This is a genomic window from Virgibacillus salexigens (assembly GCF_014905415.1).
GTDB lineage: Bacteria > Bacillota > Bacilli > Bacillales > Amphibacillaceae > Virgibacillus > Virgibacillus salexigens.
In genome coordinates, this window is sequence record NZ_BNEO01000001.1 from 155,857 (window position 1) to 180,631 (window position 24,775).

Consider the following 24,775-nt stretch of genomic DNA (forward strand, 5'->3'; position numbering starts at 1 on the left):
TTCCTATGCTCAGCGGTTAATGTGACACTTTTTAAAATTGCTATCTCCTATTCCTAGAAAAGGTGTAACGAATTATAATAAAAGCATATTAAATTGATGGGAGCTTGTGATAATGATAAAAGAATCATTTTGGTATCCATCCAAGGATGGCACTTGCCTATTTACTAGGGTATGGAAACCGAATCTATACCCAAAGGCAATTATTCAAATTGCACATGGTATGATGGAGCACGGTGAAAGATATGATGAATTTGCAAGTCATTTAGCTTTAAAAGGATTTATTGTATACATAAATGATCACCGTGGCCATGGTAAAACAGGAGAACGACAAGGGCAACTTGGATTCTTTGCAGACTCAGATGGCTTTATGAAAACAGTGGATGATCTTACCCAATTATCCAAAAGGATCAAAATAGCGTTTCCTGAACTTCCGCTGTACTTAATTGGTCATAGTATGGGTTCTTTTTTAATACGTATCTATCTTCAAACCAATAGTCACCTAGCTAACGCAGCTATTCTTTCTGGTACCGGCTATTTTCCATTTGTAAAGACTTTAGCAGGCAAGTGGTTTGCTTCTTTTTTACCAAGTAGAAAAGAATCCCCCCTTATGAATAAGCTTGTTTTTGGAACCTATAATAAAAAAATACCCCATTCGCCTACTGGTTTTGAATGGCTAAGCAGGAATGAAAGTACCATAAAAAACTATATGAAAGACCCTTATACTGGCTTTACTCCAACCGGTAGATTCTTTTATGATTTAATGAATGGGTTAATTGCCATGCAGAAAACAAAGCGGAACCGACAAATACGTCCTGATTTTCCAATTCTTATTTTAAGTGGAGATCGTGATCCAGTTGGCAATTATACAAGAGGTGTGTGGAAAACAGCTACGACCTATAAAAAAGTTGGTCTAGAGAATGTAACTACCATGTTCTTTGCAAACGGAAGACATGAATTATTACATGAGGATAATAGACAAGAAGTATTTGACTTACTAACAAAGTGGTTAGAGGCAATTAAAGAGAAAGAAGAAGCCTAGTTGTTGTATTGGATAAAATTAACATTCCTTTTAAAAAAGCTATTTTTCTAGTTTTTTCGACAAACTTTTAAGAAATTGCCTCTGATTGCTTGTACCTAAAATGTCGACAGGTTAAAATAGAAAGTGATTGAAATGTAGAAAGGTTGGAAATGATTATGTCGAATGTTCAAGGAATTGCAGCATCTTCTGGAATTGCAATTGCGAAAGCTTATCAGCTTGAAACCCCAGATTTATCATTTGAAAAAGTCTCTATCGATAACCCAAATGAGGAAATCGAACGATTAAATAAAGCATTGGAAATTTCCAAGCAGGAATTAGAAAAAATTAAAGCCCATACAAAAGAGGCGATTGGTGATGAGCATGCGGAAATATTTTCAGCTCATTTGTTAGTTCTTAACGACCCTGAACTCATTAATCCAATTAAAGATAAGATTACTACCGAAAATGTCATGGCTGAAGCAGCACTTGATGAAACTGCTAATATGTTTATTGATATGTTCAAAAACATGGATAATGCATACATGAGGGAACGAGCAGCCGATATCCATGATGTAACGAAACGAGTAATGGCTCATTTATTAGGGGTTACTTTCCCCGATCCTGCTCTAATTAATGAAGAAGTAATTGTAATTGCTAATGATCTAACTCCTTCCGATACGGCCCAATTAAATCGCGATTTTGTAAAAGGGTTTGCAACAGACATAGGAGGACGTACTTCCCACTCTGCAATTATGGCAAGATCTCTTGAAATACCAGCTGTTGTTGGTACAAAAGAGGTTACTAAAATAATTAAACAAGGAGACCTCCTGATTGTTGACGGGAATGAAGGTGATGTCATTATCAACCCTTCTGAGGATCAAATTGCAAGTTACCGTCTGAAGCAACAAGAATTTGCTGAAAAGAAACAAGAATGGGCAAAATTAAAAGATGAACCTACATTTTCTTCAGATGGAGAACAGGTAGAGTTAGCTGCTAACATCGGAACACCTAAAGATGTTGCCGGTGTACTTGCCAATGGTGGTGAAGGTATCGGACTTTACCGAACAGAGTTTTTATACATGGGCAAAAGTCAATTGCCAACAGAAGAAGAGCAATTTGATGCTTACAAATCTGTCTTAGAACAAATGGAAGGAAAACCAGTGGTAGTTCGCACATTAGATATTGGTGGAGATAAGGAATTAAATTACTTAGATCTTCCAGAAGAACTAAATCCTTTCCTTGGATTTCGTGCTATTCGTTTCTGCTTAGAAAACGAACATGTCTTCCGTCCACAATTAAGGGCTCTTTTACGTGCTAGCGCATACGGTAATTTAAAAGTGATGTTCCCAATGATTGCAACCCTTGAAGAATTCCGTAAAGCGAAAGCACTTTTATTAGACGAGAAAGAAGCTTTACAAAAAGAAGGTTATGATGTCTCTGAAAATATCGAGGTTGGAATTATGGTAGAAATTCCTTCTACAGCTGTTACAGCCAAACAGTTTGCAAAAGAAGTTGATTTCTTCAGTATTGGGACGAATGACTTGATTCAATATACAATGGCTGCGGACAGGATGAATGAACAAGTATCTTATCTTTATCAACCGTATCACCCGGCAATTCTAAATCTTATTCACAATGTGATTGAAGCTGCTCATCAAGAAGGAAAATGGGCCGGAATGTGTGGTGAAATGGCAGGCGATTCCATTGCAATTCCGATATTATTAGGACTTGGTTTAGATGAATTCAGTATGAGTGCAACTTCCATCTTACCAGCCCGTACACAAATTCTTCGCCTTTCTAAAGAGGAAATGACTGCTTATAAAGAACAGATTCTATCCATGGGAACAGCTGAAGAAGTAGTCGAATTTATTAAAGAGAAAACGCAATAACATATTTCCCCTATAGTTGATTACTATAGGGGTTATTTATTTCGCATATCCATCAAATCTTTCGCCTGTCATGATTGACATCAAATCGATATAGAACTTCTGGTAATCTAATTGAAAAGCAATGCGATGAATTTTTCCACCCACTGCTTCATCTGTTTGCATATCTTCCAAATTAACATATGGACGAATATCGGCAATACTCTGTCCCCTAACTATACCGCTTTTAGCTTGCACAATATGAATAGGCAACTTTTGATAACTTAACATACCTGGTTTATAAACAGCCATTAACGTTAACACATCATGTAATGGGCTTCCCTGGATAGTTGGATTTCTTTTTTTATAAAAATCATAATAATAATCCAATAGTACTTTAACAATATGTACAGATCCCATTTGATCGATAAAATCAACCATTTGTGGTGTAGCGATAGCATATTTGGTTACATTTAAAGGGATTATCGTTACATTTTTTGCATTTTCTAAGACAACTTGCGCCGCAACTGGATCACCATGAAAATTCGCCTCAGAAACTGCTGTAATATTACCAGGGACCCAAAAAGCTCCTCCCATAATGTAATATGCTTTAATGGAAGACATGAGTGATTTATAAAGAATAAATAAACTTGCTAATGAGGTTAATCGACCAATATTTACAATAACCAATTCATCTTTATACCTATTGATTAATTCGACAACTTCAAAGAAGTTCTCACTTATTCCATTGCTCAAATGTTTTTTTGGTGGAGTAATTGGACCAAGGCCATATTCGCCATGGATCTCTGGTACGTATTCAGGAGCTTCCCCAGTCATCGGGATATGCGCGCCAGCAATAACTTTTATATCTTGCACTTCCTGTGTAGGAAATAAACTTCGTATATACAAGATATTAGCAATAGCATTATCTCTAGATACATTCCCATAATCCGCCACAATCCCAACAATCTCTATATCATCGTTGAGATACGCGTAAATTAAAGCAATGGTATCATCTATACCAACATCACCAAATAAAAGCACTTTTTGAACCATTCTACCCCTCCATCATCCAGCTTCATCCCATTTTGTATTATATTCCCAACACTTTTCGTCCTATGATTACCTTTTATCTATATTTAAAGCATAATCTAATTTTTTACTACGGCTTAGGCCTGTTTCAATCATAAGAAAAACCAAAAGTGACTTTACAAGAATTTTCGCATTATGCGGTATGGCCAGACTTATTGTGCTGATTGCTTAAGCCGGACGATGGGTAATTCACTTATTTCGTTAGTACAATTGTAAAATTTTATATTTCTTAGACCAATAAAAAACCTCTTGAAGCATCACCCTTCAAGAGGTTTTATTATAAGATTATTTGTTTAGATTATAGAATGCTGTTTTACCAGCGTATTCTCCCATACCTGCTAGCTCATCTTCAATGCGAAGTAATTGATTGTATTTAGCTACGCGATCCGTACGAGATGGTGCACCGGTCTTAATCTGTCCTGCATTGGTAGCAACAGCAATATCCGCAATCGTAGCATCTTCTGTTTCACCAGATCGATGTGAAATAACAGCAGTATAACCAGCACGTTTAGCCATTTCGATTGCTTCAAATGTTTCAGTTAACGTACCGATTTGATTTACTTTAACTAAGATCGAGTTTCCAATACCTTTTTCTATACCCTGAGAAAGTTTATTCGTATTGGTTACGAATAAGTCATCTCCAACAAGTTGGACACGTCCACCAAGGCGATCTGTTAAGACTTTGAAACCATCCCAATCATTTTCATCAAGGCCATCTTCAATTGAAATAATTGGGTATTTATTAATCATATCTTCATACCAATCAACCATTTCTTCAGATGTACGAACGACTCCTTCACCTTTCAAATTGTATTTACCATCTTCGTATATTTCAGATGCTGCTACATCCATAGCTAGCTTTACTTCTTCCCCAGGTTTATACCCAGCTGCCTCAATTGCCTCAACAATTGTTTGTAGGGCTTCTTCATTGGAACCAAGATTTGGTGCAAAACCACCTTCATCACCTACAGCTGTATTATAGCCCTTTGAATTCAATACTTTTTTCAATGAATGGAAGATTTCAGCACCGGTACGTAACGCTTCCTTAAAAGATTCTGCACCAACTGGCATGATCATAAATTCTTGGATATCCACGTTGTTATCAGCATGTTCCCCGCCATTTAGTATATTCATCATTGGTGTTGGCAAAGTTTTCGCGTTAAATCCACCTAGATAGTTGTATAATGGCACTTCTAAATAACTAGATGCCGCATGCGCTACTGCCATGGAAACACCAAGAATCGCATTGGCACCAAGCTTCCCTTTATTTTCCGTTCCATCTAATTCAATCATTAATGCATCAATGATATTTTGACGAGTAACATCAATACCCAGTAGTTCAGGTGCAATCACTTCATTTACGTTTTGAACTGCTTTTTGAACACCTTTTCCTAGATAACGATCTTTGTCTCCATCTCGTAATTCTACCGCTTCATATTCACCAGTAGAAGCTCCACTTGGTACAAGTGCAGATCCAAATGCTCCAGATTCGGTAAATACTTCTACTTCCACGGTAGGGTTACCGCGCGAATCTAATACTTCACGTGCATAAACATCAGTAATGTATGGCATAATTATTCTCTCCTTTAGTTTTCGTTTTATTTTATTAATGAATTGCCAGTCATTTCTATCGGTTTTTCAATCTCTAATAGATCCAGTAAAGTTGGTGATAAATCTGCTAAAATCCCACCATTCCGTAAGGTAACATCTTGTTTCGTTACAATTACCGGTACTGGATTCGTTGTATGAGCGGTCATCGGTTTGTCGTCTACAGTAATTACTTCATCGGAATTACCATGATCGGCCGTTATAATGGCATTCCCACCAAGTTCTTTAATTTTATCAACGATTTTTCCAAGACATTCATCCACTGCTTCAATAGCATCAATAGTCGGCTGAAGTTTTCCTGAATGTCCAACCATATCTGGATTAGCAAAATTTAGGATAATCGCATTTTGTTCCCCAGTGTCAAGTTCTTTTAGTAACGCGTCCGTCACTTCATAAGCACTCATCTCTGGTTGTAAATCGTAGGTTGCTACCTTTGGTGAATCAATTAAAATTCGTTTTTCTCCTTCGAATTCTTGTTCACGTCCACCACTCATAAAGAATGTTACATGCGGATATTTCTCCGTCTCAGCAATCCGTAATTGTTTCATACCATGTTGCGATAACACTTCTCCAATCGTATTATCTAAGTTCACTGGCTCATATGCTACATAACCATCTACGGTTTCACTAAAGTTTGTTAACATCACAAAATCTAAATTCTTTGGTATATGTTCACCACGGTCAAATTCGCGAAAATCTTCGTTAGCAAACGTACGTGAAATTTGGATGGCACGATCTGGACGGAAATTATAAAAGATAATGGAATCCCCATCCTGTACTTTCCCTACTGCTTCACCTGTCTCATCTGTAATAACAGAAGGAATAACGAATTCATCATAGATTTCATTCGCATAGGAGTCATCAACGACATCGATTGGGTCTTGATATGCTGGCCCTTCACCGTAAACCATTGCATCATATGCTTTTTTCACTCGATCCCAGCGTTTGTCACGATCCATCGAATAATACCTACCAGAAATCGTGGCAAATTCTCCAACACCATAGTCGTTCATTTTTTCTTGGGTCTGTTTAATATATGTTTTTGCTGTTTGTGGACCGACATCTCGTCCATCAAGAAATGCATGAACATATACTTTTTGCAGTTCATTATCTTTTGCTAGTTTTAATAATGCGAATAAATGATTGATATGACTGTGCACACCACCATCTGATAGTAAGCCAAAGACATGCAGCGCTTTATTATTTTTCTTTGCATTCTCAATTGATTTCTTAAACGCTTCTTTTTCAAAGAAGTCTCCTTCTTTAATCGATACATTCACACGTGTTAAACTTTGATAAACAATACGCCCTGCTCCAATATTTAAATGACCAACTTCAGAGTTGCCCATTTGGCCTTCTGGAAGTCCAACAGCTTCTCCACATGCAGTTAATTGGTTATGCGCATAGGTATTCCAATATCGGTCAAAATTTGGGGTGCGAGCTTGCTTGACAGCATTCCCTTTTTCTTCGTCTCGAATAGCAAAGCCATCTAAGATGATTAATGCTGCTAATTTATCTTGTTTCATTTTGTACCTGCCTCCACTAATTGTAAGAAGGAATCTGATTTAAGGCTAGCTCCGCCTACTAATGCTCCATCAATATCCGATTGAGCTAACAATTCTTCAATATTAGCCGGTTTTACACTTCCACCGTATTGAATAACCACTTTTTCTGCTGTTTCTGGTGAAGTAATTTTTCCAATAACTTGGCGAATATGAGCACATACTTCATTTGCCTCATCACTTGTAGCTGTTTTACCTGTACCAATTGCCCAAATCGGTTCGTAGGCAATGATTGTATCTGCTACTTGTTGATTAGATAAACCTTTTAATGCTTTTGTAACTTGGTTCTCTACATGATCCATTGTTTCATTTGCTTCACGCTGTTCTAAAGTTTCACCAACACATACAATTGGAACCAAATGATGGTTAAACGCAGCATGTGTTTTCTTGTTTACCGTTTCATCTGTCTCGTTATAATATTCTCTACGCTCAGAGTGTCCAAGAACGACATGCGAAACGCCTAAATCTTCAAGCATAGTTGGGCTAACTTCACCAGTGAACGCTCCGCTTTCTTCATAATGCATCGTCTGAGCAGCAACTTTTAGGTTTGTATTTTTGGTTTTATCCACAATCGCTGCTAGAAATGGAAATGGAGCACAAACAATTGCCTCCACTTGTTTATCTTCAGGTACTTTCGCTGCGACCTCATCAACAAATTCATTTGCTTCGGTGGCAATTTTATTCATTTTCCAATTTCCAGCGATTACTTTCTTCCGCATCCGTCTCACCTCATTATCGTATTATTTGTCACTTAATGCTTCGACTCCAGGTAGTACTTTCCCCTCCATAAACTCTAAAGAGGCGCCTCCTCCTGTGGAAACGTGATCCATTTTATCACTTAAATCAAATTTTTCTACTGCAGCAGCAGAATCTCCACCACCAATTACAGTGTAACCTTCTGTTGTTGCTAATGCATCCGCAACAGCTTTTGTTCCATTAGCAAATGCTTCCATTTCGAATACGCCCATTGGTCCGTTCCAAATAATTAACTTGGAATCTGCCACTACCTGTGCGTATTTCTTTCTTGTCTCTGTACCAATATCTAGCGCTTCCCAATCAGCAGGAATTTGATCAATACCAACTTCTTTTGTATTCGCAGTTTCTGAAAAATCGTCTGCAACAATCACATCTACTGGAAGTATGAAGTTGACTCCCTTATCCTCTGCTTTTTTCATGAATTCTTTCGCTAGTTCAATCTTATCTTCTTCTAACAAGGATTTTCCAACTTCATATCCTTGTGCTTTAACAAAGGTATAGGCTAGTCCGCCACCGATAATCAAATTATCTACCTTATCAAGTAAATGATCAATAACATTAATTTTATCTTTTACCTTTGCTCCACCGATAATTGCTGTAAAGGGGCGTTCAGGGTTTTCTAATGCCTTGCCGAGTACTTCAATTTCTTTTTCCATTAAAAATCCTGCAGCGGCTGGTAATTTTTCAGCAACTCCTGTAGTAGATGCATGTGCACGATGCGCAGCCCCAAAAGCATCATTCACATAGTAATCAGCCATATTAGCAAATGCTTTTACAAGATCTTCACCATTCTTTTCTTCACCGGCTTCAAAGCGAACATTTTCAATTAAAATAATATCGCCTTCACTTACTTGGGAAATAGCTTCATTGACTTCATTACCATATACAGCATCCGTCTTCACTACTTCTTTTTCAATTAAATCACTTAAACGTTCTGCCACTGGATCTAGACGCAACTCTTCAACTACTTCGCCTTTAGGTCGACCAAGGTGACTTGCTAAAATGGTGATTGCCCCGTGATTTGAAAGGTATTCAATCGTTGGAAGTGCAGCTTTTATACGTGTATCATCCGTTACTTTACCTTCACTCATCGGAACGTTAAAGTCCACACGGCAAAATACTTTTTTTCCTTTGACATCAAGGTCTTTCAATGTTTTTTTGTTCATTTTATCTACCTCCCAATTTTAGGAATATGTACCATTTACTCTCATTTATTAGGGATTCCCTCAGGTGGGATCATTAATCATTCATTTAATTCAGCAGAGCTATTTTTACACATGGAAACGGAGGAGGATTTGGTTCCTCCTCCGCAACTCCTATTCTTATAGTCCTTGTTTTTTCAAGAATGCAGCTAAGTCCACACAACGAGAAGAATATCCCATTTCATTATCATACCATGAAATTACTTTTACCATATTATCTTCTAATACCATTGTAGATAAACCATCTACGATAGAAGAATGTGTGTTACCTACAATATCTGTTGATACAAGTGGTAGTTCACTGTATTCAAGAATTCCCTTCAATTCACCTTCAGCAGCTTCTCTTAATGCTGCATTCACATCTTCAGCTGTTACATTTTGATCTAATTCTGCTACAAGATCTACTAATGAACCATCTGGAGTAGGAACACGTACTGCTCCACCGTTTAGCTTCCCATTAAGTTCCGGTAATACTTTACCTACTGCTTTAGCAGCCCCAGTAGTTGTAGGAATGATATTTTGAGCTGCTGCACGAGCACGACGATAGTCTTTATGCGGCAAATCAAGGATTTGTTGGTCGTTTGTGTAAGAGTGGATCGTTGTCATTAAGCCACGTTTAATCCCGAATTTGTCATGTAATACTTTAGCATATGGTGCAAGACAGTTTGTTGTACAAGATGCATTCGAAATAATGTTGTGTTTAGCAGGGTCATATTGATCGTCGTTAACACCCATAACCATTGTAAGGTCTTCATTTTTACCAGGTGCAGAGATAATTACTTTTTTCGCTCCTGCATCAATGTGTTTCTGTGCATCTTCACCATTTGTAAAACGGCCAGTAGATTCAATTACTACTTCGACGCCAAGATCTCCCCAACCTAAGTCAGCAGGGTCACGTTCAGATAATACTTTAATCTCTTTTCCACCAACTACAATATTGGAACCATTAACCGTCACTTCTTCTTCAAGATGACCGTGAACAGAATCATATTGTAAAAGGTGAGCTAACATATTAGCATCTGTTAAATCATTAACTGCAACTACTTCCACCTCATCATTTTTTAGAGCTTGACGAAATACATTACGTCCGATTCTACCAAAACCGTTAATTCCTACTTTTACTGCCATGTATATTCCTCCTAAAATTTGTTTTTGACTATTTATATTTAAAGAGATTAATTTCCCTTTAAAATCTGTTCTGCGGCTGCTTCATCTGTAATAAGCAGATCGCTCTTGCCTTGTTTAAAATAGGATGCTATTGCCCGGGCTTTAGATTTCCCTCCAGCGATGGTGATTACATAAGGCATACGCTCTAAATCTTCTAGTTGAATTCCTACTGTACGCACCTTATGTACAACATTTCCTTCTCCATCAAAGTAATAACCGAATGCTTCACTTACAGCATGGTTGTCTTTTAACTTTTGAATGATAGCATCCGTTGTTTTTCTACGTTGTGCCATGGTTAGTGCGTCCCCAACTCCATGCATTGCAATGGTTGCACTTTTTATTTGCTGCAATGTTTCGTTGACAGAGGGTTCTTGAATAATAGACTGATAAGCTGACTCACTTAATGGATCTGGAACATAAAGTAGTCGATAGTCTCCATTGGCTTTGCGAGCCATTTCTGAAGCAATGGTATTTGCTTGATTTTCTACTTTTTCCCCTATTCCACCACGAGCCGGGACAAATAAGGGATCGCCTTGGTTTGTTAAAGCCGTCATCATTCTGGCAGCTGCAGCCATCGTTGTACCACCAGTAACTGCGATCGTGTTGTTATCACCTATGATGGTTTTTAAAAAGGCTACGCTTGCTTTTCCCATTTCTTGTTTGACCCATTCATGGCTATCACTATTACCAGGTACTACAATAGCACTCCTTACTGATAATTTATCCTGAAGCTGCTGTTCTAAAACACGCAAACCCATAATTTCGCTCATAAATGAAGCTAATTTTTCTAAAATTACTTTACCCTCTTCTGTGATAAACATTCCTTTTGCAGTAATTTGAATTAAATCCTGCTTCTGAAAAAAATCAACTTCACTACGAACACTTCGTTCGGTAATATTTGTGTTTTCAGCTAGCCCCCTTCTGCCGATTGGTTGAAGTAAGTCAATGCTACGCAGAATAGCATAGCGTTGCTGCATAATTTCTAAAACATCTGGCAATAATTTCTTTTGTAATTCAATTAACTCTCTCATTAAAGGACTCCTTCGCATGGACACAAATAGTCCCACATGGTTATATTATGTCCCGGAAGCATCAAAAAAATTAATCCTTCCTTCAAATTCATTATAGCAAAGATCAAAAATTTCACAACCAAAATGACTATAATAAGCAAAAACCCTATATTAACAAGGGTTCTACGCTCATTATAAGCATAGATCTGATCTTATTTCAATCCAGCTCGTTCGATTGTAATGCTTGCTCTAATGTGTTCCAATTCATTTGTGAACCATCAATCGTATGTTCTCCGATAATCACATAAGGTATTCGTAAGTGATAGTTTTCTAACCATTTTTCATTATGGTGTATATTTCGTTCTTCTATATCAAATTTGTATTCTTTCATTAGAAGTTCGAGCATCATCTTCGCGTCATCACATAAAGGACAATGGTCTTTTGTATAAAATATTACGTGGCTCATCTTAATTTTCCTTTCGCTTAGCAGAGGATGGAAGATTTAATTGTTTACGGTACTTCATAATTGTTCTCCGTGCTATTTCAATTCCATGCTCTTGGTATAGTTTATCCATTAATTTTTTATCTGATAAGGGCTTTTGTTTATTTTCATTATCAATAAATTCAGTGATAAGACGTTTTATAACAAAGGTTGAAGTCTTTGAACCATTTTTCTGCTGAATACCTGTCTGTAAGAAGAAATTTAACGGCAACACACCATTCGGTGTTTGCACATATTTATTAGAAATGGCTCTGCTTATTGTTGATATATGCAAATCCAGGTAATCAGCAATTTCTTTTAATGTTAATGGCTGAAGGAAATGGATGCCATTCTCAAAAAAAAGATATTGTTTTTCCATAATACATTGAATTACGCGCTCTAACGTATTTCTCCGATACGAAATTGCTTTTTTTAAATCTTCAACTTGTTTCCATTTATTCTTGAGATAATCTACCGTTTGCTTTTCCCTATCCATGAGTTGCTTGTAATCTTGATTTAGCTGTAATGTTGGAGAGCCCCATGAAAAGAATGTAACTACCCACTTACCACTTTCCTTGAAAATAGATGCCTCCGGAATAATGTAGCTCGACTGTTTAGTAGATAATAGCTGACCGGGTTTAGGATGGCAATTCTTGATTTCTTCAAGCAATTCGCTAATGTAAGATTCTGGCAGCTGGTAGCTAGATGAAATGGTAGGAATCTCTTCTTGAGCAATCCAATCCAGATGATTTTCCAACAGATCTTCTAAAAAAAGTGGATCGTGCATGGATGTGTCCAATTGCAAACGAATACACTCGCTTAATGATCTCGCTCCAATCCCTGCAGGCTCTAATGATTGGATATGCAAAAGCGCCTGTTCCACATGATTTATAGTGGAGTGACATTTCTCCGCCCAAAGCTCCATTTCGACTTCTAGGTAACCGCTTTCATTTAATGAATCGATACCAAATAAAACCAACGGCCTTATTTCCTCGGCAATATCCAGCATGAATAATTGCTTCTTTAGTTGTTCATACATGTTCAATTCCTTCGCATTAATTTCCCCAGCAGCTGTATTATTATCAGCTGATGAATGATAATATGTTAAATCATCCTGGTATTGGATTTCGTCAATTAATGGATTTTCTTTCTCAACTTCTTTGATATAATCCATTAATTCTATACTGGAGAATTGCAGAATTTGAATTGACTGCATAAGGGATTGATTCATCTTCCATTTTAGAACTTGTTCATTAACAAGTTGTAATTTCATACATACCCTCTCCCAAATCAACTGCCGTTTCTTTTATTTTGACACAAATTTGCTTTTCCTTCTAGTCTATTTTATACAGCGAAATTTTTTACTTCATAAAACTATGCTATACTTACTATTCAGAATGACTAAAAAAGGGGTAGATTTTCTATGATCGAAGTATACACAGATGGTGCAGCCAATGGAGATCCAGGGCAAAGTGGTGCTGGTATTTATATGAAACAAGGAAAATCAACCTTTGAGTATACAATTCCACTAGGCATTCTTTCCAATCATGAAGCTGAATTCTTTGCAGTTATAAAAGCATTGGAAATATGTAAAGAACAATTCCCTGATGAAATATTATCGTTTCGTTCCGATTCCAAATTGGTTGTAGAGACAATTGAAAAACGTTTTACAAGAAACCCAAAATATATGCCTTTATTAGAAGTGATTCTTACAGAAACTGAGCACTTCCCTTATTTCTTTATAAAATGGATTCCTGAAAAGCAAAATATTCACGCGGATAAATTGTCTCGACAGGCAATTCATTTACATTGAATCCCAATGAATTACGCTTCCTGTCCCCACCTCTAGCATAAACCTAAATTGCAATTTAATCCGTCGGCTTCCTTCACCGTGAGCAGAAAACAATACCTACCATAGATTGAACTTGCCCTCTACCTAGAACATTTACTTGGATACGGATTATAATAAGAATAAGGTATTCATTTTTTTAAAGCTTCTTAGAGAGTTTGTAGACACTCCTATCTTCTACACGGACTTTTAATCCAGGCTATATGGTGCCTCTACCCTAAACATTTACCCAGTATTTTGATCCATCTTTGTTTCGTTTCATAAAACCATAATCAATTAGATATCTTCTAATTATCGCAAAATCACGATAAATTCTTTTTAGTACATCATTTACTTCTTTCTCTGTATAATTTTTGGTTTGATCAAATCGAGTGATTATATGTTGTAAGATAATTAGCTTTCGTTTTTCTTTACTAGGAAATGTTTCAATTGGTCCATCTGCACCCTTTTTAAAAAACGTACGTAACACCTTTTCTTGTTCTTCCATAGTTGCAACATATCGTTTATCCAACCTTTTTCCCTCCTTGTGAAAATGTATAAATGCTCGCTATATATCTTTATCCTAATCACAACGAATGAAAATAGGCCTGACTCCAGCGGAACAACACGGATTATAAGCTCATAAGCTACACCCAGTGGAAGTGCTTTTACTTCCCGGGTTAGCCATTGCTGCGTCCGCAAAGAGCAGTGCCTATTTCAGTTGGTTTAGCGAATAAATCGATAATTACTAAGAGCTAAATATCTCATCCTCTGAAGTCATAATAAAATCACCGATCTATTATAGAATTTGGCTTAATCCATTGAAGGATGATTTCCTCCTTGTGAAATTATTGATCGTTGTTATTCACTCTCGATAACCTGTATTTGCTTTTACTTGTACCTCTGCAAATCGTTTTAAATCCGCTTCCTTCGAAAATACCGTTCCCAAGTATCCACCAATAAATCCTAAAGGAACAGATATTAAAGCTGGATTAGTAAGTGGAAAAATAGGTTCACCAACTAATATGGCGGCTCCTTCTGTAGGAGAAAATACATTTGGACTTATGGATACCAAGATAATGGCGGAAAGTAAACCAAATAGCATGCCTGTAATTGCACCAGTTGTATTGAACCGTTTCCAATAAATGGTATAAAGGATAACAGGTAGATTCGCACTAGCGGCTACACAAAACGCTAACGACACCAAAAATGCAACATTCATGGTTTGGGCGAATAAAGCACATAAAATTGAGAAAACAGAGACACCTAAAGAAGCATACCGTGCAGCAATCATTTGTTGTTTATCTGTGGCCTTTCCTTTTTTAATAATTTGGCCATATATGTCATGCGCAAATGCAGAAGCACCAGATAAAACCAATCCTGCAACAACAGCAAGAATGGTTGCAAATGCTACTGCTGAAACGAACGACATGAGTAGATTACCACCAAGAGCCTCTGCTAATAATGGTGCTGCCATATTCCCTGCTGGATTGGCTGCAGTAATAAGCTCTTCTCCTACAAAAGCAGCTGCTCCAAACCCTAAGAAGATGGTCAGTACATAAAATATCCCTACAACCCACGTAGCTGTAACAACAGAACTCCTTGCTGTTTTTGCATTTTTCACAGTAAAAAACCGCATCAAGATATGAGGCAATCCTGCTGTTCCAAGCACTAAGGCTAACATTAATGAAATCGTATCGAGTGGTACTTTATACTTTAAGCCAGGATTTAAGTAATCAGCGCCATGGCTTGTCACGGTTTTCATTTCACTAAACATACCTAGAATATTAAAGTTAAACTTAGCCAATACCATAAATGCTATGATTACTGTACCAATCATCAATAAAACTGCTTTTATTATTTGTACCCAGCTAGTAGCTGTCATTCCACCAAATAATACATAAATTGTCATCATGACTCCAACAATTAATACGGCTATCCAATAATCAATATCAAATAATAGCTGAATTAATGCACCTGCTCCAACAAGCTGTGCAATCATGTAAAAAATCACAATCGTAATTGTACTTAAAGCTGCGATCGCTCTTACTTTTTTAGCATCGAATCGTGCATTAATCATATCGGCGAGTGTGTATTTCCCTAAATTCCGTAATGGCTCTGCAACTAAAAACATTACAACTAAGTAGGCAATTAAAAAACCAATGCTATAAAAAAATCCATCGAAACCATAAAGTGCAATTGCTCCGGCAATACCTAAAAACGAAGCGGCTGATAAATAGTCCCCTGCAATAGCAAGTCCATTTTGCCAGCCAGTTAAACCTCCTCCTGCCGTATAAAAATCACCAGTCGTCTGTGTTTTTTTAGCAGCGTAATATGTGATAACTAGTGTGGCAAGGACAATTGCTAAAAACAATGTAATAACGGTCGCATTCATTCTCGTTCTCCTCCTAATTGATCTTCAATAATTTCATCCGATTGACGATCAAACTGGGCTGATTTCTTCACATAGATAATGCAGAAAACCCAAGTCATAATAAATTGCGCAAAAGCAAACAACCATGCCCACGATATATCCCCTATCGCTGGAGTATTCAAAAAGGTAGTATAAGAAGTTAGAACTGGAAGTAGAAAATAAAACACTAAAAAGAAAATGGTAAGGGGAATAATAAATCGTTTTCGTCTTGTAATTAAGTCCTTAAATGAAGCACTTTCAGCCACCTGTTGATAATCAGGTTTTGTTTCTTGATACGACAATTCTTTGTAATCGCTTCCAACGTTCATATTGTTTCCTCCTTTTTTCCTGCTATTACTTAAAATAGCAGGCTTATTTTTCAATAACCAAATCGTATACTAATTTAAAACAATATTCAATAAATTATAAAAATTAAACCGGAATTTAGTAAAATAGTTGGATGCCTTCAAGGGACTCTTATAGCTTATAAACTTATCAATAAAATAAGGCCTTCCATACATATATGCTGGTAAGGCCTTTGTTATTATCATCGTAAAGATTATTCAACTACTTTATTTTCCATGTGTCCAATCTGTTCAACTTCAACTCCTACTACATCCCCATCTTGGAGAAACTGGGCAGGATTTCTAGCAAAGCCAACTCCATTAGGAGTACCTGTCATAATGATATCCCCTGGTTTCAATGTTATCAGTCTTGATATAAACTGGATAAGAAATGGGATATCGAATATGAGATTACTTGTATTCGATGATTGTCGTTCCTCACCATTTACAAATGATTTAATCTGTAAGTTCGCAGGATCTGTTATTTCATCAGTAGTTACTATACATGGCCCAATAGGTGTAGACCGATCTAACGTCTTTCCTTGTAGCCATTGCGGTGTCCGTTTTTGTAGGTCTCTAGCTGTTGTATCATTTCCAATGGTATATCCAGCGATATACTGAAATGCCTCATCCTTGAGTACTTTTGATGCCTCTTTTCCAATTACCACTGCGAGTTCTACTTCATAGTCAAGTTCTTTTGTAAACGCAGGCTTTTCAATATAAGCTTCTGGTCCAATTAATGCATTATCGTACTTGGCAAACAATACAGGAAACTCTGGAATATCTCCCTTCATTTCTTCTACATGATCAGCATAGTTTTTTCCAATACATATAATTTTTGAAGGAGAAGGAACTGGAGTTTCTAACCGTAGTTCTTCTCGGTTCATTCGTAACTCTATTGCTTCTTGCTCTAAGTTATAGTTTAATGCCTTTTGCGCTTTCTCAATTGCTGGGATACCTCTTGTAAAAAAATGTTGCGGATTAGATGGAAGTTCTTGTTCTAATTGGTCTACTGACTTCTCCTCATGTACGGAGATCAGATACTGTTTGTATGCATCTTGTAAATCCAATACTTGATCATTAATTAGGCAGCCAACTCTCGACTCATCCAATTCTTTCAACTGATAATTCACTAACTTCATTTCCTTACACTCCTTTCCTTTTTAAGGCAAACCATTGTAATATTTTAAAAATACAGGGAATTCCTCCTATTGTCTAGGTATAGTTTAAACAGGAAATTATCGTTCTTTTTTTATATAATGTTATATAAGATATTGTACAAGGAGGGTAAAAACTTGGACACCAATACGATTATTGAGTTAGCAGAGAGTGTTAACATACAGAATGAAAAACAATCATTAACCGTTGCTGAGAAACATCCATCATTAGAAGTTATTGGTGTAGGACGTAGTGCGGTTGTCTTTAAAATCAAGTCTACTTCCAAGGCCCTCAAAGTCTTTCCACCAGAATACGAACACATTGCATCAGAGGAAGCAGAAATTTATCAATTATTAAATGAAAACTCTTTTTTCCCTAAATTATATCAATCCGGAAAAAATTATCTACTAATCGATTATATTAATGGATACACATTATATGACTGTTTAACACTTGGCATTCCATTAACAGAAGAAAATATAAAAGAGGCAGACTTTGCTTTAAAACTCGCTAAACAGCAAGGGTTAAATCCCTCGGACATTCATTTACGAAATATTATTTTAACCCCAGAAGGAAATATAAAATTAATTGATGTTGCTCGTTTTCGACAGCTCTCACACGATCATCAATGGGATGATATTAAATTTATGTTCTCACGTATGTATTTTAGGAAATACAGCCCTAAAAAAGTACCTGCGTTTATATTAAATGGGATTGCGTATTTATATAAGAAAAAAGTAATACAAGTTCCGCTAATAAGATTGAAAAGGACTGACAATAAATAACAAAAAACTTCTATCGAAATGGTTTTTCTTTTTTGCAGGTGACATAAATAGCAGGTACAGGGTTTTTCCTGTACCTGCTATTTATTAAAATATACCTAGCGAAGCTAAAATAATGGCTACAATTACAGATATTACTGGAATCAAAACAGCTACTACAAAAATATCTTTATAACTATCTTTATGGGACATACCAGTAATGGTCAGCAAGGTTAAAACAGCTCCATTATGTGGCAGCGCATCTAGACCACCGGATGACAATGAAGCGATACGATGAAATGCTTCCGGTGAAATACCGGTATTCATAGCAATTTCGTAGTATTTTGACCCCAATGCTTCAAGGGCAATTCCCATCCCTCCTGAGGCTGACCCAGTTGCTCCAGCCAGCACATTGACAGCAACTGCTTCTGAAATTAACGGGTTTCCTTTGATGCCCATTAGGATTTCGGTTAGTTTCTCAAATCCTGGTACAACTTTTACCACAGTTCCGAATCCAACTGCCGCACTTGTATTTATAATAGCAATCACTGACCCTGTAGCACCATTATTAATCGCTTTAACAAAACTTTTTGCTTTGTGTAGATTTAAAAATAATAGCAGGGTAATACCCGAAATTAAGGCAATAACAATATCCCATTTGAAAACATTTAAGGTAATGAGAACGGCTAATAATGGTAAAAGAGATAATATAAAATTCGGTGTGGGTGCTTCCTTATTTTCGATATTATTCTCTTTCGGCTCTGTATAGGTTTCTCCATTCTTTGTTAATTTTTTCTCTCGCCAGCTTAGATAAAAATAACCACCGCCAGCCATTATTAAAGCTGCAATAATCCCCATTATTGGTGCAGCTGTGGCACTTGTCTGAAAGTAATCCATAGGAATTAAATTTTGAATTTGAGGTGTTCCTGGCAATGCAGTCATCGTAAATGTAAATGCACCTAATGCAACTGTTGCAGGAATTAGCCTTCTGCTTATATTCGCTTCACGAAATAATGTTAAAGCTAGTGGATAAACGGCAAACACCACTACAAATAAACTAACCCCTCCATAAGTCAAAACTGCTGATGATACTAATACCCCCAAGATCGCACGCCTTGTACCAATAATTTTCGTTAAAGCAACTGCAACGGATCTAGCCATCCCTGTATCTTCCATTAGCTTTCCAAATATCGCACCTAACATAAACACAGGAAACCATTGCTTAGCAAAAGATACAAATCCCCCCATGTATGTATCTTTGTATGCATCGAGCAAGTCTAATCCTCCTGTTAATGCAACCACTCCTGCTGCAATGGGTGCTACCCAAATAATTGACCACCCTAAGTAGGCTAACAGCATTAATACAATCAACCCCAGAATGATACCGATCATGAACAATCCCCCCCCTATTTTCTTCTTGTTAACTGATTACATAACTTCTACTATCATGGCTATTCCTTGACCTCCGCCAATGCACAATGACGCCATGCCATGCGTTTTGTTTTTACGATGCAGTTCTTTAATAAGTGTATATAATACACGCGTTCCACTAGCACCAATTGGATGCCCTAAAGCAATTGCACCGCCATTTACATTGACTTTATCTCGATCTAGCCCCAGTTCTTTTTCTACGGCTAAATACTGTGCTGCAAAAGCTTCATTCACTTCGAAGAGATCAATGTCTGACAACGATAATCCTGCATTCGCCAATGCTTTTTTCATAGCAGGAACAGGGCCTATTCCCATAATAGAAGGATCTACTCCAGCTATCCCCCATGAAATAATTTTAGCTATTGGTTTTAAACTGTTTTCCTGAACAAATTGCTCTCCTGCTAACACAACAGCTGCTGCTCCATCATTAATACCACTTGCATTTCCCCCAGTTACCGTACCATCTGATGTAAAAGAAGGCTTTAGTTTTGCTAATCGCTCCATCGTTGTATCTTCTCGAATATGTTCATCGGTATCCATTAGGGACATTCCTTTTCTTGTTTTCACCTCAACGGGGACAATTTCATCGGTAAATATCCCTCGATTCCTTGCTTCAGCTGCACGACGATGACTTTCGTATGCATACGCATCTTGAGCTTCTCGGGAAATATCATATTTTTTCGCTAAATTTTCTGCAGTTACCCCCATCCCTGCTCCAATATATTCATCGGTAAGAGCCGCCCAAAGCATGTCATCCATTTTGGGTGTTCCTAATTTTGAACCAAACCTGCTGCCTCTCAATGCATATGGGGCTAAACTCATATTTTCAACTCCACCAGCCAGTGCTGCCTGTCCTTCTTGTAATTGAATTGATTGCGCAGCATTGATAACCGCTTGTAGCCCAGAACCGCATAATCGATTCACAGTTAGGGATGGACTTTCTAATGGAATGCCCGTTTGCAACGACAAATGTCTCGTTAAATAAGGGGCGTTTTTAGCTGAGTGAATCACATTTCCCATAACAGTGAAATCAATTGAACTAGCATCCATTTTACTTCGATTGAGTGCTTCTTTGCTTGCTATCACTCCAAGCTCCGTTGGATCAATATCTTTAAGAGCTCCACCAAAAGTACCAAATGGAGTTCTTGCGCCTTCTAATAGATAAACATTTTCCATGTCTGTTACTCCTCTCTTAATTATTGTGCTGTATAGCCGCCATCAATAACGATCGCCTGCCCAGTGACACCTTTCGCCTTATCACTTGCTAGGAAGATGGTATAGTCCGCAATTTCTGCCACGGACAATAACCGCTTTTGTGGAACCAGAGGATAAATAACTTCTTCCAACACTTTCTCCAGAGAAACATCTCGCGTTTTTGCCAGATCCTCCAGTTGATTACGAACCAATGGTGTATCCACATAACCTGGACAAACAGCATTCACCGTTATGCCATCTGAAGCACCTTCTAAAGCTGCAACTTTTGTTAGTCCAATTATTCCATGTTTGGAACTGTTATAAGCAGCTTTACCCGCAAATCCAATAACCCCATTAATCGAAGATATATTTATAATCCGTCCACTTCCTTGTTGCTTCATGATTGGGAAGACATGCTTCGTTGCAGCAAACGGTGCTACTAGCATTACCTTAGTCATAAACTCGAACTTCTCTGTCGGAAATTCCTCGATGGGAGATACATGCTGCAAACCAGCATTATTAATGAGAACATCAAGTCTTCCATAATGCTTAACTGTTTGATCTATTGCCTGTTTTAGTTGATTCTCATTTGTTACATCACATGTTAATCCGAGACAATCATAGCCTTGTTCCTTCAATTTATTTACTACTTCATTAACCTTTGTTTCATTTATATCTGTAAAAACAACGGAAGCATTACTTGTTAAAAACGCGACACCAATTTCATAACCAATTCCACTTGCTGCACCAGTAATAAATACTACTTGATTCTCTACCATTTTTAGTTCCTCCCATTTTTTAAAACGCTTCTTCAATTAGCTGTTTGCTTACATGGAGCTTAGCACCTGTTGATTCCTTTACTTCATCTATTGTCCATCCTTGCGCCGTTTCTTGTAAAACAAAGCCATCCTTGGTGACGTCAATAACCGCTCGATCTGTAATAATTCGATCCACTACATTTTTTCCGGTTAATGGCAACTGGCATTCTTTTAAGATTTTGGGTTCCCCATGCCTTGTCAAATGATCCATAATAATAACTATTTTTTTTGCACCGTGAACAATATCCATAGCCCCTCCCATTCCTTTAATCATTTTTCCTGGGATCATCCAATTTGCTAAATCACCCGATTCAGAAACTTCCATACCACCTAAAATGGCAAGATCTAAATGTTCTCCACGAATCATTGCAAAAGACTCTGCACTGCTAAAATAAGCTGCGCCAGTAACAGCTGTCACCGTTTCCTTCCCCGCATTAATTAAGTCTGGATCAACTTCATGTTTATCCGGAAACCTTCCTATTCCAAGCAAACCATTTTCTGATTGAAGAATAACTTTTTTATCAGCTTGAATATAATTGGCTACCTTTGTTGGCATGCCAATTCCTAGATTAACATAGGAACCGCTTACAATTTCACGCTCAGCTCTTATTGCGATTTTTTCTCTTGTGGATACCTTATCAAATTGTTTTAACATCATGATTACCTCCCTATTACTAATCTTCTTGTTGTACCGTTAATCTTTCAATTCTTTTCTCCTGTTTCCCTTCAATTATGCCATCTACATATATTCCTGGTGTATGGATATATGCTGGATCTATTCTACCTGTTTCCACTACCTGCTCGACTTCAGCAATTGTTACCTTACCAGCTGCAGCCATCATTGGATTGAAATTTTGTGCTGTTTTTGCATACTGTAAATTCCCGTGTTTATCCCCTATCGCTGCTCTAATAAGACTAAAATCGGATTTGAGCGCAGTCTCAAGCAAATAGTCTTTTCCTTCAAAACTCCGAATTTCCTTTCCTTCAGCTAAAGGTGTGCCAACACCTGCAGGCGTATAAAATCCTGGAATCCCGGCTCCACCTGCTCTAATTCTTTCTGATAGCGTTCCTTGAGGGACAAGTTCCACCTTTAATTCTCCCGATAATACTTGGCGTTCAAATGCTTTGTTTTCCCCTACATATGATCCAATCATTCGATCAATTTGATGATTTTTTAATAATAAACCTAACCCCCAGTCATCGACTCCACAATTATTCGAAACAACCGTTAAATGCTTTACATTGGATTCAACTAAAGCCAAGATAAGATTTTCCGGAATTCCTACCAAGCCAAAGCCTCCTACCATAATTGTTGCTCCATCTTCCATTTTTTCTATAGCTTCTGTAAAGGTTTGATATATTTCCTTCATCCCTTAACACCCCTTTCCCTCATATATAGCAAAAATTATGCCAAATAATTTTTATTGCTTAACCACTGTCTTCCATTTGAAATGGATCTGCATAACAAAGGATAATTCCTTTTTTACAATTTGATTAATAAAAAAACCAATCTTCCACAAGAATGGAAAATTGGTTCATATCAGTTATATAAATAATGTAAGCACTTACTGTTTTCAGTATCCTACCAATGATTCCGAAAAGGTGGAATCTTTTCCGGAAAATCGGAACTAGGATATAACATACTTTTTTAGTTTTTCATATAGACTGGATTTCTTTATTCCTAAGGTTTTCATCGCGGCTTCTTTATTTCCTTTTGCTTTTTCAATTGCATATTGAATTGCTGCTTTTTCTGCGTTCTCCAATATTTCTTTTAAGTTACCAGTTTGTTTCACTGTGTTGATTTGTGAACGCAATCGATCTGGTAGATCATCTACACTAATTCTCTCCTGATTGGTTAAATGTATGGCTGATTCAATTACATTTTCCAATTCACGAATATTTCCTGGCCAGCTGTAATGAGTAAGTTGACTCATAGCTGCTGAATCAATATCCATTATGCGCTTGCCTGTACGTTTTCTCACTTTGTGGAGAATAAACTTTGAAATCAAACGAATGTCATCCGGTCTTTCACGTAATGGTGGAATAAATAGTTGAACGACATTGATTCGATAGAACAAGTCCTCTCTAAATCGTTGGGTCTCCATTAACTCCTCTAATGGCTGATTGGTTGCAGCGATAATCCTCACATCAATCTTCTGAGGCGTTTCTGAACCAATTGATTCTATCTCTCCTTCTTGCAGGACTCGTAAGATTTTCACTTGTGCACTCAATGGCATATCACCAATTTCATCTAAAAACAATGTTCCTCCATCCGCTAATTGGAACTTACCTAGTTTTCCGCCTCTTTTTGCTCCAGTAAACGCTCCTTCTTTATAACCAAATAGTTCCGATTCAATTAGGTGTTCAGGAATTGCTGCACAATTCACTTTTACAAATGGCTTTGTATTTCGTTCACTTAAATGATGGATACTATGAGCAAACAATTCCTTTCCCGTACCGCTTTCTCCTCTGAGAAGTATCGAGACATCTCCAGGGGAAACTTTCTTTATTTTTTCTTTTAAATCACTCATTTGCTTAGAGCTTCCAGCTATATCATGAAGCGAATACGTAATACCATGTTGTTCCTTTAATTGATTGCGATAATGTTCTATTTCCAGCAACAAATCTTTAATATGACTATTCATAAGCATCCATTCTTTTGTATCTCGATACAGAACCGTTCCTACTGCACCTACTACATTTCCATTGGAACGAACTGGAATTCGATTGGCAATCATATGGTTACCGCGAATGTACTGAAGATCTGCTATTTCTTCCTTACCTGTTTGGACTACGATATGCATCCGCGTATTTTCGATCACGTTTGTGACATGCTTACCAATAACTTCCTGCTTATCCATCTCAAGAAAACGGCAATAGCTTTTATTCATGTAAGTTACTATACCATCCTCATCAACAACCACAAAGCAATGGTAATCATTCTCGAAAACGGTTTCAAAAATCTCATCTTTATAATGGGATGTTAAGGTTGTCATGACACACTCCTCATTTCCATGTTATTAGTTATATTATAATTGGAATGTCAACGAAATTCATTTCTAAATAA

The 24,775-nt window shown here is 37.2% G+C and carries 23 protein-coding genes; 4 read left to right on the forward strand and 19 right to left on the reverse strand.

The features are described from left to right. The first annotated feature begins 112 nt into the window (after positions 1–112). The gene (locus JKP73_RS00815) at positions 113–1,039 is read left to right on the forward strand and encodes an alpha/beta fold hydrolase (RefSeq protein ID WP_234447032.1); all 927 of its coding nucleotides are present in this window, start codon (positions 113–115) and stop codon (positions 1,037–1,039) included. A gap of 155 nt (positions 1,040–1,194) precedes the next feature. Next, complete coding sequence (gene ptsP, locus JKP73_RS00820) at positions 1,195–2,907, forward strand: phosphoenolpyruvate--protein phosphotransferase (RefSeq protein WP_200410803.1); 1,713 nt, start codon at positions 1,195–1,197, stop codon at positions 2,905–2,907. A gap of 36 nt (positions 2,908–2,943) precedes the next feature. Here the strand turns inward: ptsP and JKP73_RS00825 are convergent, their stop codons facing one another. From JKP73_RS00825 to rpoN, 9 genes are all read right to left on the reverse strand, one after another. After that, on the reverse strand, positions 2,944–3,939 hold the full coding sequence (locus JKP73_RS00825) for a nucleoside hydrolase (protein ID WP_021289026.1): 996 nt from the start codon (positions 3,937–3,939) through the stop codon (positions 2,944–2,946). Between the two features lie 321 nt (positions 3,940–4,260). Next, positions 4,261–5,547, reverse strand: a complete 1,287-nt coding sequence (eno, locus tag JKP73_RS00830) for a phosphopyruvate hydratase (protein WP_021289027.1) — start codon at positions 5,545–5,547, stop codon at positions 4,261–4,263. Positions 5,548–5,573: 26 nt separating this feature from the next. Next, complete coding sequence (gpmI, locus tag JKP73_RS00835) at positions 5,574–7,109, reverse strand: 2,3-bisphosphoglycerate-independent phosphoglycerate mutase (RefSeq protein ID WP_021289028.1); 1,536 nt, start codon at positions 7,107–7,109, stop codon at positions 5,574–5,576. Continuing rightward, the gene (gene tpiA / locus JKP73_RS00840; protein ID WP_038243043.1) at positions 7,106–7,864 is read right to left on the reverse strand and encodes a triose-phosphate isomerase; all 759 of its coding nucleotides are present in this window, start codon (positions 7,862–7,864) and stop codon (positions 7,106–7,108) included. Before tpiA ends, gpmI begins: the two co-directional genes overlap by 4 nt. Positions 7,865–7,885: 21 nt before the next feature. Beyond that, the gene (locus JKP73_RS00845; protein ID WP_021289030.1) at positions 7,886–9,067 is read right to left on the reverse strand and encodes a phosphoglycerate kinase; all 1,182 of its coding nucleotides are present in this window, start codon (positions 9,065–9,067) and stop codon (positions 7,886–7,888) included. Positions 9,068–9,223: 156 nt separating this feature from the next. Continuing rightward, the gene (gene gap, locus JKP73_RS00850) at positions 9,224–10,231 is read right to left on the reverse strand and encodes a type I glyceraldehyde-3-phosphate dehydrogenase (RefSeq protein ID WP_021289031.1); all 1,008 of its coding nucleotides are present in this window, start codon (positions 10,229–10,231) and stop codon (positions 9,224–9,226) included. Positions 10,232–10,278: 47 nt separating this feature from the next. Beyond that, positions 10,279–11,301, reverse strand: a complete 1,023-nt coding sequence (locus tag JKP73_RS00855; protein ID WP_021289032.1) for a sugar-binding transcriptional regulator — start codon at positions 11,299–11,301, stop codon at positions 10,279–10,281. 196 nt (positions 11,302–11,497) lie between these two features. Further along, positions 11,498–11,746 (reverse strand): glutaredoxin family protein, encoded by a 249-nt coding sequence (locus JKP73_RS00860; protein WP_021289033.1) that lies wholly within the window; start codon positions 11,744–11,746, stop codon positions 11,498–11,500. Position 11,747: 1 nt separating this feature from the next. Then, positions 11,748–13,034: an RNA polymerase factor sigma-54 gene (rpoN, locus tag JKP73_RS00865; RefSeq protein ID WP_021289034.1), complete on the reverse strand. Its 1,287-nt coding sequence runs from the start codon at positions 13,032–13,034 to the stop codon at positions 11,748–11,750. Positions 13,035–13,184: 150 nt separating this feature from the next. On the opposite strand from rpoN, the gene JKP73_RS00870 reads away from it, so the two are divergent. Continuing rightward, complete coding sequence (locus JKP73_RS00870) at positions 13,185–13,574, forward strand: ribonuclease HI family protein (protein WP_021289035.1); 390 nt, start codon at positions 13,185–13,187, stop codon at positions 13,572–13,574. Positions 13,575–13,827: 253 nt separating this feature from the next. Here JKP73_RS00870 and JKP73_RS00875 read toward each other — a convergent pair whose 3' ends face one another. From JKP73_RS00875 to JKP73_RS00890, 4 genes are all read right to left on the reverse strand, one after another. Further along, a complete protein-coding gene (locus JKP73_RS00875) occupies positions 13,828–14,121 on the reverse strand; it encodes a DUF2087 domain-containing protein (protein WP_021289036.1) in 294 nt (97 codons plus the stop codon). A 333-nt stretch (positions 14,122–14,454) separates the two neighbouring features. Beyond that, the gene (locus tag JKP73_RS00880; RefSeq protein ID WP_021289037.1) at positions 14,455–15,984 is read right to left on the reverse strand and encodes a solute symporter family protein; all 1,530 of its coding nucleotides are present in this window, start codon (positions 15,982–15,984) and stop codon (positions 14,455–14,457) included. Continuing rightward, complete coding sequence (locus tag JKP73_RS00885) at positions 15,981–16,331, reverse strand: DUF485 domain-containing protein (protein WP_021289038.1); 351 nt, start codon at positions 16,329–16,331, stop codon at positions 15,981–15,983. Before JKP73_RS00885 ends, JKP73_RS00880 begins: the two co-directional genes overlap by 4 nt. A 230-nt stretch (positions 16,332–16,561) precedes the next feature. Next, entirely contained in the window at positions 16,562–17,488 is a 927-nt protein-coding gene (locus JKP73_RS00890) for a fumarylacetoacetate hydrolase family protein (RefSeq protein ID WP_021289039.1), read from the reverse strand. 153 nt (positions 17,489–17,641) lie between these two features. Between JKP73_RS00890 and JKP73_RS00895 the strand changes: the two genes are divergently transcribed. After that, positions 17,642–18,289, forward strand: coding sequence for a hypothetical protein (locus JKP73_RS00895; protein ID WP_021289040.1), 648 nt, complete (start codon positions 17,642–17,644; stop codon positions 18,287–18,289). An 84-nt stretch (positions 18,290–18,373) separates the two neighbouring features. Here the strand turns inward: JKP73_RS00895 and JKP73_RS00900 are convergent, their stop codons facing one another. The 6 genes from JKP73_RS00900 to JKP73_RS00925 all read right to left on the reverse strand — a co-directional run bounded on the left by JKP73_RS00900 (position 18,374) and on the right by JKP73_RS00925 (position 24,704). Continuing rightward, on the reverse strand, positions 18,374–19,657 hold the full coding sequence (locus JKP73_RS00900; protein WP_038243040.1) for a GntP family permease: 1,284 nt from the start codon (positions 19,655–19,657) through the stop codon (positions 18,374–18,376). 36 nt (positions 19,658–19,693) lie between these two features. Beyond that, positions 19,694–20,872: a thiolase family protein gene (locus JKP73_RS00905; RefSeq protein ID WP_038243039.1), complete on the reverse strand. Its 1,179-nt coding sequence runs from the start codon at positions 20,870–20,872 to the stop codon at positions 19,694–19,696. Between the two features lie 20 nt (positions 20,873–20,892). Next, on the reverse strand, positions 20,893–21,669 hold the full coding sequence (locus tag JKP73_RS00910) for a 3-hydroxybutyrate dehydrogenase (RefSeq protein ID WP_038243037.1): 777 nt from the start codon (positions 21,667–21,669) through the stop codon (positions 20,893–20,895). Positions 21,670–21,688: 19 nt separating this feature from the next. Beyond that, positions 21,689–22,363, reverse strand: coding sequence for a 3-oxoacid CoA-transferase subunit B (locus JKP73_RS00915; RefSeq protein ID WP_038243036.1), 675 nt, complete (start codon positions 22,361–22,363; stop codon positions 21,689–21,691). A 19-nt stretch (positions 22,364–22,382) separates the two neighbouring features. Beyond that, the gene (locus JKP73_RS00920) at positions 22,383–23,078 is read right to left on the reverse strand and encodes a CoA transferase subunit A (RefSeq protein WP_021289045.1); all 696 of its coding nucleotides are present in this window, start codon (positions 23,076–23,078) and stop codon (positions 22,383–22,385) included. 258 nt (positions 23,079–23,336) lie between these two features. Beyond that, complete coding sequence (locus JKP73_RS00925; protein WP_200410804.1) at positions 23,337–24,704, reverse strand: sigma-54 interaction domain-containing protein; 1,368 nt, start codon at positions 24,702–24,704, stop codon at positions 23,337–23,339. Positions 24,705–24,775: the final 71 nt, after the last annotated feature.